The following is a 12292-nucleotide window of genomic DNA, read 5'->3' on the forward strand; positions in this document are numbered from 1 at the left end:
CGCAGGGGGCCTTTCCCGGTCGAGGGGCGGCGGGAAATCAGCCGCCGACGTCGGCGCTGATGACCTCGCCGAACAGTTCCCATTTCTCGCCCTTGAACTTCATCAGCTGCAGCTGGCTGATCGGCGCGAAATCGTTCGCCGCGGTGTTGATCTTGACGCCAGGCAGCAGCACCTCGGTGCGGAAGTCCTTCAGGCTTGCGGCCTGCTTCATGATGTTCTCGCGGGTGAGGTTGTCGCCGCACTGCTTCAGCACCTGGACCAGCGTCTGCGCCACGCCGAAGCCGACCACGGTGCCGCCGTCGAGCTTGTCGCCTTCGGGGAAGTCCTTGGCCATGAAGGCGTAGAACTCCTTCATGCCCGGGTCATTGTCCCATTGCTTGTCGGAAGCGTCCTTCAGGTAGGCGGCGGAGATGATATCCTGTGCGTTCTCGAAGCCGGCCGGTTTGATCACGCTGCCGACCGAGGCCGACACGTTGTTGAGGAAGTGGGTCGGCTTCCAGCCGATCTCGGCGACCTTCTTGATCGCCTGGGCCGCGAATTTCGGCGTCGCGATGTCGATGAAGACGTCGGCGTTGCTCGCCTTCAGCTTGACGATGTTGCTGTCGATGGTCGGCTGGGACGTCTCGAAGCTTTCTTCCGCGACGATCATGCTGGCGGCCTTCTGGCCAAGCCCGTCCTTCAGGCCCTTCAGATAGTCCTTGCCGTAATCGTCATTCTGGTAGAGCACCGCGATCTTGGCGTTCGGCATGTTCTTCAGGATGTATTTTGCGTAGATCTGGGTCTCGCTCTGGTAGTTGGGCTGCCAGCCCATCGTCCAGGGAAAGTCCTTCGGGTCGTTCCACTTGGTGGCGCCGGTGGCGACGAACAGCTGCGGCACCTTCTTGGAGTTCATGTATTTCTGGATCGCCGAGTTCGACGGCGTGCCGAGCGAGTTGAAGATCAGCAGCACCTCGTCGCTCTCGACCAGCTTGCGGGCCTGTTCCACGGCCTTCGGCGGCGAGTAGGCGTCATCGTAGGAGATGAAGTTGATCTTGCGGCCATTGATGCCGCCGGCGTCGTTGACCTTCTTGAAATAGGCGGCCTCGGTGCGGCCGATGACGCCATAGGCGGACGCCGGGCCGCTGTAGGGCATGATGTTGCCGATCTTGATCTCGGTATCGCTGGCGCCGGTGTCGTATTTCTTCTGGGCAAGCGCAGCGCTGCCGGATGTCGCGACGAGCGCGAGCGCGGCCCCGAGGACCGCAAGTTTTTTGGTAGCGGACATCTATGTCTCTCTCCCTGTTTGTCATGTGTCTCGGCCCTCTTGCTTGGAGAGCTCTTTGTTTGGCTGCAGTGATTATCATTTTAGGCGGTTCGTCTCAATGAGAAGCCCCTGCGGCAAACGCCGCAGGGGCGGTATCTTTGGTCGACCTTCCCGGCCTAACCGCCGACGTCGGCGCTCAAGACTTCGCCAAAGCGCTCCCAGGTCTCGCCCTTGAAGCGGATCAATTGCAGTTGCGAAAGCGGCGCGAAATCGGTCGCCGAGGTGTTGACCTTGACGCCGGGCAGCAGGCCGCCGGGCTCGTAATCGCGAATGCTGGCCGCCTGCTTCATGATGTTCTCGCGGGTCAGATTGTCGCCGCAGGCCTTGAGCACGTGGACCAGGCCCTGCGAGACGATATAGGCGTACATCACCGAGGCATCGGCCCGGTTCGCTTCCGGATAGTACTTATCGAGGAATTCGTTCCAGGCGATCATCGCCTTGTCGGTCTTCCACTGCGCGTCGGTCGGATCCTTGAAATATTGCGACGAGACGATGTCCTGGGCGTTCTCGAAGCCCGCGGGCTTGATCACGCTGCCGATCGATCCGGAGACGTTGTTGAGGAAGTGTAGCGGCTTCCAGCCGAGCTCGGCATTCTTCTTGATCGCCTGCGCGGCGAACTTCGGCGTCGTGATGTTGAAGAATACGTCGGCGCCGGAGGCCTTGAGCCTGACGATGTGGGAGTCGATGGTCGGCTCCGTCACCTCATAGCTGTCCTCGGCGACGATCATCGACGCGGCCTTGGCGCCGAGCCCGTCCTTGAATCCCTTCAGATAGTCCTTGCCGTAGTCGTCGTTCTGGTAGAGCACCGCGATTTTGGCATCCGGCTTGTTCTTCAGGATGTACTTCGCATAGATGATGGACTCGCTCTGGTAGTTGGGCTGCCAGCCCATCGTCCAGGGGAAATTCTGCGGGTCGTTCCACTTGGTGGCGCCGGTGGCGACGAACAGCTGCGGCACCTTCTTCTGGTTCATGTATTTCTGGATTGCCGAATTCGGCGGCGTGCCGAGCGAATTGAAGATCAGCAGTACCTCGTCGCTCTCGACCAGCTTGCGCGCCTGCTCGACCGTCTTCGGCGGAGTGTAGGCGTCGTCGTAGCTGATGAAGGTGATCTTGCGGCCGTTGATGCCGCCCTCGGCGTTGATCTTGCGGAAATAGGCCTCCTCGGTCTTGCCGATCACGCCATAGGCTGAGGCCGCTCCGCTATAGGGCATGATGTTGCCGATCTTGATCTCGGTGTCGGAGGCGCCGGTGTCGTATTTCTTCTGGGCAAGCGCAGCGCTGCCGGATGCGGCGACGAGCGCAAGCGCAGCAGCAAATGCCGTCAATTGTCGTATCGCAGACATGCCGTTTCTCTCCCTGATTGCCGATGATGTGTCGCGGCCCCCTGTTTCGAGGGCTCATTATTGGTCGTAAAAACTATCATCTTACCTGGGGTGTCTCAATGAAAAGCCCCTGCGGCATTGCCGCAGGGGCTGCGTCTTTAGTCGACCACCCTCAAGGCGGGCCGCTGCTCAAAAATCCGCCAACGCGTTCGCGTGTGCGTGGAGCCAACCGCGGAGATTGCGGTCGAGTAAAGCGACGCCGTTGAGTTGAGCGAGCGGATCGAACAGACCGACGTGACGATCAGTTGCTCAGATTGCTCGAAATGATGTCCCCGAACAGCTCCCACTTTTCGCCTTTGAACCGCATCAGGCGCAGTTGCTTGATCGGTGCGAAATCGGTGGCCGAGGTGTTGATGCTGATGCCCGGCAGCAGCGTGCCGGGGACGAAATCCTTCAGGCTTGCGGCCTGCTTCATGACATTGGCGCGGGTGAGGTCGTCACCGCACATCTCCAGCACCTGCACCATGGTCTGTGCGGCGGCGTAGCCGAACGAGGTGGCGCCGTCGAGCTTGTTGGCGTCGGGATAATTCTTCTTGAGGAAGGCGAGGAATTTCTCCATGCCGGAATCCTTGTCCCACTGCGGATCGGCGCCGTCCTTGAGATAGGATGCCGACAGGATACCCTGCGAATTCTCGAAGCCCGCCGGCTGCATCACCCCGCCGACCGAGGCCGAGACGTTGGCGACGATCTGCAACGGCGTCCACGCGATCTCGGCGGCCTTCTTGATCGCCTGTGCCGCGAATTTCGGCGTCGTGATGCTGACGAAGGTGTCGGCACCGGTGGCCTTCAGCTTGACGAGGTGACTGTCGATCGTGGGCTCGGATGTCTCGTAGGCCTCCTCGGCGACGATCATCGATGCCTTGTCGCCGAAGGCGTCCTTCAAGCCCTTGAGGTAGTCCTTGCCGAAATCGTCGTTCTGGTAGAGCACGGCGACCTTGGCGTCGGGCTTGTGCTTCATGATGTATTTTGCGTAGACCCGCGCCTCGTCCTGGTAGGACGGCTGCCAGCCCATGGTCCACGGATAATCTTTCGGGTCGTTCCACTTCGAGGCGCCGGAGGCGATGAACAGCTGCGGCACCTGCTTCTCGTTCATGTATTTCCGGATCGCCGCATTGGTCGCGGTCCCGACCGAGCCGAACAGCAGCAGCACTTCGTCGTTCTCGACCAGCTTGCGCGCCTGCTCCACCGTCTTGGGCGGCGAGTAGCCGTCATCGTAGGAGATGAACTTGATCTTGCGGCCGTGGATACCGCCGGCATCGTTGATCATCCTGAAGTAGGCGGCCTCGGTCTTGCCGATCACCCCATAGGCCGAGGCGGGGCCGCTGTAGGGCATGGTGTTGCCGATCTTGATCTCGGTGTCGCTGGCCCCGGTGTCGTATTTCTTCTGCGCCTGCGCGACATTGCAGCTCGTCAGGATCAGAGCGAATGCGGACAACAGCGCCGTCAGGGACGGACGTGCGGCAGTCATGGTTTCCCCACCTCGGGTTCTTTGTTTGGAGTATTCAATACCATCGGCGCGGGGCGTCAACAAAAAGCCCCCGCGACGGATATCGCGGAGGCTGTTGTTTTATTCCCGCAGTGCAACGTCACTCGGAGGGGACGTCGCCGGAAATGATGTCGCCGAACAGTTCCCACTTCTGCCCCTTGAAACGCTGCATCTGCAGCTGGGCGATCGGGGCGAAGTCGGTGGCCGAGGTGTTGATCTTGACGCCGGGCAGCAGGGTGTCGGGCGTAAAGTCCTTCAGGCTCGCCGCCTGCTTCATGACGTTGGCGCGGGTGAGATCGTCGCCGCACATTTCGAGCACCTTGGCGAGCGTCTGTGCGGCGCCATAGCCGTACACATAGCCGCCGTCGGTCTTGTCGGCGCCCGGCATGTACTTGTCGAGAAACTCGGCCCACTTCTTCATGCCGGGGTCGTTGTTCCACTGTGCGTCGGCACCGTCCTTGGCGTAGGCCGCCGACAGCACGCCCTGCGCGTTGTCGAAGCCGGCCGGCTGCATCACGCTGCCGACCGAGGCCGACACGTTGGTGATGATCTGCAGCGGCTTCCAGCCGAGCTCGGCGGTCTTCTTGATGGTCTGCGCGCCGAACTTCGGCGTGGTGTAGATCAGCAGCACGTCGGGATTGGCGGCCTTGATCTTGACGATGTGGCCGTCGATCGACGGCTCCGAAATCTCATAGCTCTCCTCCATGATGATGCTGGAGGCCGCCTTGGCGCCAAAGCCGTCCTTGGTGCCCTTGAGGTAGTCTTTGCCGAAATCGTCGTTCTGATAGAGGATCGCGATCTTGGCGTCGGGCTTCTCCTTCATCAGCCACTTGGCGTAGATCTGCGCTTCGCTCTGGTAGCTCGGCTGCCAGCCCATGGTCCACGGGAAGTTCTTCGGGTCGTTCCACTTGGTGGCGCCGGTCGCGACGAACAGCTGCGGGATCTTCTTGGAATTCAGGTATTTCTGGATCGCGGTGTTGGACGGGGTGCCGAGCGGGTTGAAGACGAGCAGTACCTCGTCGCTCTCGACCAGCTTGCGCACCTGTTCGACGGCTTTCGGCGGCGAATAGGCGTCGTCATAGCTGACGAAATTGACCTTGCGGCCGTTGATGCCGCCGCGATCGTTGATCATCTTGAAGTAGGCTTCTTCGGTCTTGCCGATCACGCCGTAGGCGGAGGCTGGTCCCGAATAGGGGATGATGTTGCCGACCTTGATCTCGGTATCGCTTGCGCCGGTGTCGTATTTCTTTTGGGCGAATGCGGCAGTGGACGTCGCGGCAACAGCGACGATCGCCGCGGAAATCGCGGCGATCCGAACGGTAGAAAGCATAATATCTCCTGGTTTGCTTCTATAGGCTGTCAGTTTTTCTTGAACTTTGCGGCCAGTTGCTGGGCAACGATCGCGACCTGCCTGGCGCCGTGCGGCACGAGGAAGATGACGAGGAACAGCAGCACGCCGAACACCGCGCCCGAAAGGCCCTTCGAAATACCCTCGGCGATGTTGGGCACGAAGATGATGAAGGCGGAGCCTACGATCGAGCCGGGCAGCCAGCCGACGCCGCCGACCACCATGCCGAGGAACAGCGAGATCGCGAGCTGGATGGTGTAGCCGTCGGGCGCCACGAACTGCACCGCGATGGCGCCGAGACCGCCGGCAACGCCGGTGATGCCGGCCGAGACGCCGAACGCCAGCGTCTTGTACAGCGCGACGTCGACGCCCATCGCGGAGGCCGCGATCTCGTTGTCGCGGATCGCCATGAAGGCGCGGCCGGAGCGCGAGCGCAGCAGGTTCACCGAAGCGATATAGATCGCGATCGTGACCACCAGCGTGAAGTAATACAGCCACATGTCCTGCCCCATCGGCAGGCCGAACGGCGCATCCGGCTTGGTGACCACGAGACCCTGCACGCCGCCGGTCCAGTGCTCGAAATAGCCCAGCTTCAGAAGCTGCGGCATCGCGGTGGCGAGCGCAAAGGTCGCGAGCGCCAGATAGACGCCGGAAAGCCGCAGCGCCGGCTGGCCGAACAGGAAGCCGAAGCCGAAGCAGACGATGCCGGCGATCGGCAGCGTGAGGGCATAGTTCATGCCCGCATGCTCCATCAGGATCGCCGAGGTGTAGGCGCCGACGGCGTAGAACGCGCTCTGGCCGAGCGAGAACTGGCCGGAGCCGCCGGTCAGGATGTTGAGCGCCAGCACCGCAAGGCCGTAGATCAGAAGCATCGTCATCTGGAAGATGATGAAGTTCTTGACGAACAGCGGGATCAGGATCAGCGCGGCGAGCACGACGAGCGAGGTGCCGTAGCCCAGCGTCATGGCGCGCTTGGGAACTGCCTCGACGGCCTGGCCTTCGGTGACGACTTCGACTTCTTCAGCGGCGCTCATGATCAAACTCGCTTCACGATGGCGCGGCCGAACAGGCCTGCCGGTTTCACGACCAGGACGACGATGATCAGCGCAAGCGCGATCGGAAGTTTCAGTTCATTGCCGACGCCGGGGATGTAGGTGCCGACGAGGTTCTCGAAGACGCCGACCAGGAAGCCACCCATGACGGCGCCGAACGGGCTCGACAGGCCGCCGAGCACGGCTGCGGCAAATCCATAGATCAGCACGCCGAGCATCATGTTAGGCTCGAGGAACACCACAGGTGCGATCATCATGCCGGCGATCGAGCCGATCGAGGCGGCCATGCCCCAGCCCAGCGCGATCATCCACGAGGTGTTGATGCCGACCAGCCGGGCCGATTCCGGCAGCGATGCGGCGGCGCGCATCGCAAGACCGACCCGGGTGAAGCGGAAGAAGAAGAACAGCAGGAGCAGCATCAACAGCGTGATGCCGATCATGCCGGCCTGATGGGTCGAGATCAGCTGGCTGCCGAGGAACGGTGAGGAACCGAACGGCGTCGGATACTGCTTGATGGTGAAGTCCCAGATCAGGCCGGCGACCGAGTTGATGATCGCGTAGAGCGCGATGAAGCCGGCGACGTTGGTCAGGATCGGCGCCTTCGCCAGCGGCTTGAACAGCAACCGCTCGATGACGATGCCGGCGGCGAACGAAAAGGCGACGGTGAGCACGAAGGCGCCCCAATATGGCACGCCCCATTGCATCAGCTGCCAGGAGACGAAGGTCGAGAACATCGCCATTTCGCCCTGGGCGAAATTCAGATGGTCGATGGCCTGGTAGATCATGACCACCGCGAGCGCCATGCAGGCATAGATCGCGCCGGTGGCGATGCCGGCCAGGACCTGGTTGGCAAAAAGCTCCATTGTGCCAGCTCCCTCAGTAGCCGAGATAGGATTTGCGGACGTCTTCGTTGTTCGCGATGTCCTTGGCATTGCCCGACATCACGATCCGTCCGGTTTCGATCACGTAGGCCTGGTCGGCGAGCTCGAGCGCGAGCTGCGCATTCTGCTCGACCACCAGGATGGTCACCTTTTCCTCGCGATTGATCTTGCCGAGGATGCGGAACAGGTCGCGCACGATCAGCGGCGCGAGGCCGAACGACGGCTCGTCGAGCAGCATCAGGCGTGGCCGCAGCATCAGCGCGCGCGCCACCGCGAGCATCTGCTGCTCGCCGCCGGACAGCGTGCCTGCCTGCTGGGTGTAGCGCTGCTTCAGCACCGGGAAATGCTCGTACATCCGCTCGATGTCGGCGCCGATCGCCTTCTTGTCCGGGCGGCTGATGGCGCCGAGCTGCAGGTTTTCCTCCACCGTCATGTTGGTGAAGGTGCCGCGGCCCTGCGGCACATGGGCGATGCCGAGGCGGACCACGTTCTCGGTCGAGCGCGTGCCGATCGGCTTGCCCTCGAACTCGATCGCGCCGGTGGAGCGCACCATGTTGCAGATCGCCCGCAGTGTGGTGGTCTTGCCGGCGCCGTTGGCGCCGAGCAGCGTGGTCAGCGAGCCCTCGTTGAGGGAAAAGGTGATGCCGTGCAGGGCTTGGACCTGGCCGTAATAGGCGCGCAGGTCCTTGACGTTGAGCATCGTGGTCATTGGTCCTTGCTCCCCAGATAGGCCTTGATGACATCAGGGTCGGCCTGGACCTGGGCCGGCGTGCCTTCGGCAAGCTTGCGGCCGAAATTGAGCGCGACGACGTGGTCGGCGATCGACATCACGAGACCCATGTGATGCTCGACCAGCAGCACGGTGATGTGGCGGTCGTCGCGGATTTTGCGGATCAGGTCGCCGAGCACATAGACTTCCTCATGGTTGAGGCCGCCGGCCGGCTCGTCGAGCAGCAGGATCTTCGGGTCCGCGGCCAGGGCGCGCGCCAGTTCGACGCGCTTCTGGGTGCCGAACGGAAGTCCCGAGACCACGGTGTGGGCGACGTCCTCGAGATCGAGATAGCCGAGGATGTCGTGCACCTTCTTGTTCATGTCGGTCTCGCCGCGGCGGACCCAGGCGAGGCGCAGCGAGTCGCTGACGATGTCGCTCGAGGTGCGAGCATGCGCACCGACGCGCACATTGTCGATCACGGACAGGTTGGGGAACAGCGCGACGTTCTGGAAGGTGCGGCCGATGCCGATCTCGGCGATCCGGTGCGGCGGGCGCGACAGGATGCTCTTGCCTTCCATCAGGATGTCGCCGGACGACGGCTGATAGAGCCGCGACAGGCAATTGAACAGCGTCGTCTTGCCGGCGCCGTTCGGCCCGATCAGCCCGAGGATCTGTCCATGGCGCATGTCGAACGACACGCCGTTCAGTGCGATGATGCCGCCGAACACGACGCTGACGTCGCGAACCGCGAGCAGGGGATCATTCCCCTGCGCGAGCTGTGCCTGCGTCATCTCGTCTCGCCCGCCGTCTTCGAGCGGTGCGAGCGGCCCTGCGATGCGTTTCGCTGGACGTGATGGAGGCTATCTGATCCCCTCGGCCAAACGTGCAACTTTCCCTCCTACTCTGGTCTTTTTGCGTTCTTCTTTTTTGGATTGCGGCGCCATTCCACCGAGCGCCTGCTCGATGTTCCTTACCATCGCGACAAGACGAGGTCCAATGTCGTTGAGCAATCTGTCTTCCGTGAAGCGGAATGCCGGCGCGCCGCAATTGAAGGCGTAAGGACCGGTTCCGTCGTTCAATCTCAATGCAACGCCGACTGCGGCGACGTCGTTCTGCCAGTCGCCTGCGGACATCGTGAAGCCGTGCTTCGCGACCGTCTCGCCGGAGCGCTCGATGCCGTCGCGCATCTTGGCCCAGCGGCTGCCGTAGTGGTCCCGCAACTCACGCAGTAAAGCCGCGCGCTCGTCGGGCGGCAATGCCCAAATATAAGCACGCCCCATCGCGGTGGTTGCGATCGGCACCCGCGAGCCGACGTCGAGTTGTACGCCGAGCGCCAGGCCGTTCCGGCTCTGGCCGAAATAAATCATGCTGTGGCGGTCGCGGCCGCCGACGGCGACCGCTCCGCCGGTCGCGCGCATCACTTCTTCTCGATAGGGCTCGGACAAATGCCGAACGCCGAGATTGGCGAGCGCGGCGTAGCCGAGTGCCATCGCCGACGGCGCGAGCTGGTACTTCTCGAACTTCGGTACAGGTGTAAGGTATCCCAGCTTGGTCAGCGTGTAGGTCAGCCGGGAAATGGTTGGCTTCGGTAACTTGGTGCGGGCCGCAATCTCCTGGTTGCCGAGCAGCCCGTCATTGGGTTGGAATGCGCGCAGGACGTCCAGTCCGCGGGAAAGCGCGACGACGAAATTGCGATCGGTCGCGGCTTTCTTGCTAGCGCGCTTCATCCCTATCCTTGCCCTGCCCTTGTCATGCTCGTTGACAAGGCACGTGCTTCAAAATAACCCTCCATGTCAAGATGTGGAATTAAATTTCGCAGTGCGAAATTGGTCTAATCGTAGCGGCTCAACGCAAGTCGTGCAGCTACTCAACACAAGTCCAAGAACAAGCATCCAGGGAGAGTCCCGGTGAGTGAAGTCGTCAAGCTCGAACGTCATGACAATATTGCCGTCGTCACGGTTAACAGTCCGCCTGTGAATGCGCTGAGCGCCGCGGTGCGCGGCGGCATCTTCGAATGCATCAAGAGTGCGATCGATGATGCGCAGGTCCAGGGCATCGTGCTGACCTGCGCCGGCCGCACCTTCATCGCCGGCGCCGACATCACCGAATTCGGCAAGCCGCCGAAGCCGCCCGGGCTCGCCGAAGTGCTGAGCCTGATGGAGAGCTCGCCGAAGCCGATCGTTGCCGCGATCCACGGCACCGCGCTCGGCGGCGGCCTCGAGGTCGCGCTGGCCTGCCACTACCGTGTCGCCACCAAGGACGCCAGGCTCGGTCTGCCCGAGGTGAAGCTCGGCCTGCTGCCGGGCGCCGGCGGCACCCAGCGCCTGCCGCGCGCGGTCGGTCCCGAGCTCGCGGTCAAGATGATCGTCGGCGGCGATCCGATCGGCGCGGACGCGGCGCTGAAGGCCGGCCTGATCGAGGAGATCGTCGAGGGTCCGGCCTCGGGCGGTGAGGCGTTTGCGCGCAAGATGGTCGCCGAGAAGCGTCCGCTGCGCAAGCTGCGCGACGACGACAGCAAGCTCGCCGCGGCCAAGGCCGATCGTTCGATCTTCACCAATGCGGTCGCTGCGCTGACCAAGAAGTCGCGCGGCCTCGAGGCGCCGTTCGCCGCTGCCGACGCCGTCGGCGCCGCGATCGACCTGCCGTTCGACGAGGGCCTGAAGAAGGAGCGCGAGGGCTTCCTCAAGCTGATGAACGGCGACCAGTCCAAGGCACAGCGCTACGCCTTCTTCGCCGAGCGCGAGGCCGCCAAGATCTCCGGTGTCCCCGAGGGCACCAAGGGCCGCAACGTGGCGCGCGTCGCCATCCTCGGCGCCGGCACCATGGGCGGCGGCATCGCGATGTCGTTCGCCAATGCCGGCATCCCGGTCACCCTGATCGAGACCGGCGAGGAGCAGCTCAAGCGCGGCATGGGCATCATGCAGAAGAACTACGAGGCGACCGCCGCGCGCGGCGGCATCCCGGCGGACGCGCCCGCCAAGCGCATGGCGCTGATCAACGGTGTCGTCGGCATCGAGAACGTCGGCGACGCCGATCTCGTGATCGAGGCGGTGTTCGAGACCATGGCGGTGAAGAAGGAAGTGTTCGGCAAGCTCGACCAGTACGCCAAGCCGGGCGCGGTGCTGGCCTCCAACACCTCCTATCTCAACATCGACGAGATCGCGAAGTCGACCAAGCGTCCGCAGGACGTGCTGGGCATGCACTTCTTCTCGCCGGCCAACGTCATGAAGCTGTGCGAGATCGTGCGCGCCGACAAGACCGCGCCGGACGCGCTGGTCACCGCCGTGTCGGTCGCCCGCAAGATCGCCAAGGTGCCGGCAGTGGTCGGCGTCTGCGACGGCTTCGTCGGCAACCGCATGCTGGCGCAGCGCGGCAAGCAGTCCGAGAAGCTGTTGTTCGAAGGCGCCCTGCCGCAGCAGGTCGACGCCGTGGTGACCAAGTTCGGCATGCCGATGGGCCCGTTCGCGATGGGCGATCTCGCCGGTCTCGATATCGGCTGGCGCTCGCGCAAGGACCGCGGCATCAAGTCGGAGATCGCCGACGCGCTGTGCGAAGCCGGCCGCTTCGGCCAGAAGACCGGCAAGGGCTACTACAAGTACGAGCAGGGCTCGCGCGCGGCGCTGCCCGATCCGGAGGTCGAGAAGCTGATCGACGAGACGCTGGCGCGCCTCGGCCGCAAGAAGCGCGTCGTCAGCGACGACGAGATCCTCGAGCGCATGATGTACCCGATGATCAACGAAGGCGCGAAGATCCTCGCCGAGGGCATCGCGGCGCGTCCGTCGGATATCGACGTGGTCTGGCTCTATGGCTATGGCTGGCCGATCTATCGCGGCGGTCCGATGTTCTGGGCCGACACCGTCGGCCTCAAGCACATCGCCGATCGTCTGGCTTTCTACGCCAAGGAGACCAACGATCCCTCGCTCGAGCCGGCACCGCTGCTCAAGAAGCTCGCCGACGAGGGCAAGACCTTCGCCTCGCTCGCCGCGCCGTCGAAGGCGGCGTGATTGGCCGACTGTAACCACGTGTCATTCCGGGATGCGCCGTAAGGCGCAGACCCGGAATCTCGAGATTCCCCGATGCGCAAATTGCGCATCTTAGGTTCACGCTGCGCGTGCCCCGGAATGACAG

10 protein-coding genes are annotated in these 12292 nt (G+C 63.0%); 1 reads left to right on the forward strand and 9 read right to left on the reverse strand.

From position 1 onward, the window contains the following. Positions 1 to 37 precede the first annotated feature (37 nt). From ACVIHF_RS38320 to ACVIHF_RS38360, 9 genes are all read right to left on the reverse strand, one after another. Positions 38 to 1264 carry an ABC transporter substrate-binding protein gene (locus tag ACVIHF_RS38320; RefSeq protein WP_057016010.1) on the reverse strand — a complete coding sequence of 409 codons (1227 nt, stop codon included), beginning with the start codon at positions 1262 to 1264 and terminating at the stop codon, positions 38 to 40. A 155-nt stretch (positions 1265 to 1419) separates the two neighbouring features. Then, positions 1420 to 2646 carry an ABC transporter substrate-binding protein gene (locus ACVIHF_RS38325; RefSeq protein ID WP_076832477.1) on the reverse strand — a complete coding sequence of 409 codons (1227 nt, stop codon included), beginning with the start codon at positions 2644 to 2646 and terminating at the stop codon, positions 1420 to 1422. A gap of 280 nt (positions 2647 to 2926) precedes the next feature. Next, a complete protein-coding gene (locus ACVIHF_RS38330) occupies positions 2927 to 4153 on the reverse strand; it encodes an ABC transporter substrate-binding protein (RefSeq protein ID WP_310880858.1) in 1227 nt (408 codons plus the stop codon). Between the two features lie 118 nt (positions 4154 to 4271). Next, positions 4272 to 5501: an ABC transporter substrate-binding protein gene (locus ACVIHF_RS38335; RefSeq protein WP_283065299.1), complete on the reverse strand. Its 1230-nt coding sequence runs from the start codon at positions 5499 to 5501 to the stop codon at positions 4272 to 4274. Positions 5502 to 5530: 29 nt separating this feature from the next. Continuing rightward, positions 5531 to 6553 (reverse strand): branched-chain amino acid ABC transporter permease, encoded by a 1023-nt coding sequence (locus tag ACVIHF_RS38340; RefSeq protein WP_092085378.1) that lies wholly within the window; start codon positions 6551 to 6553, stop codon positions 5531 to 5533. A gap of 2 nt (positions 6554 to 6555) precedes the next feature. Further along, a complete protein-coding gene (locus tag ACVIHF_RS38345) occupies positions 6556 to 7434 on the reverse strand; it encodes a branched-chain amino acid ABC transporter permease (protein ID WP_028339071.1) in 879 nt (292 codons plus the stop codon). A 13-nt stretch (positions 7435 to 7447) separates the two neighbouring features. Beyond that, positions 7448 to 8161, reverse strand: a complete 714-nt coding sequence (locus ACVIHF_RS38350; RefSeq protein WP_456793539.1) for an ABC transporter ATP-binding protein — start codon at positions 8159 to 8161, stop codon at positions 7448 to 7450. After that, positions 8158 to 8955, reverse strand: coding sequence for an ABC transporter ATP-binding protein (locus tag ACVIHF_RS38355; RefSeq protein WP_456793540.1), 798 nt, complete (start codon positions 8953 to 8955; stop codon positions 8158 to 8160). Before ACVIHF_RS38355 ends, ACVIHF_RS38350 begins: the two co-directional genes overlap by 4 nt. Before the next feature lie 69 nt (positions 8956 to 9024). Beyond that, positions 9025 to 9891, reverse strand: a complete 867-nt coding sequence (locus tag ACVIHF_RS38360; protein ID WP_018269093.1) for an IclR family transcriptional regulator — start codon at positions 9889 to 9891, stop codon at positions 9025 to 9027. Between the two features lie 180 nt (positions 9892 to 10071). Between ACVIHF_RS38360 and ACVIHF_RS38365 the strand changes: the two genes are divergently transcribed. Next, complete coding sequence (locus ACVIHF_RS38365; RefSeq protein ID WP_456793541.1) at positions 10072 to 12168, forward strand: 3-hydroxyacyl-CoA dehydrogenase NAD-binding domain-containing protein; 2097 nt, start codon at positions 10072 to 10074, stop codon at positions 12166 to 12168. Positions 12169 to 12292: the final 124 nt, after the last annotated feature.

The organism is Bradyrhizobium sp. USDA 4506, from assembly GCF_054058795.1.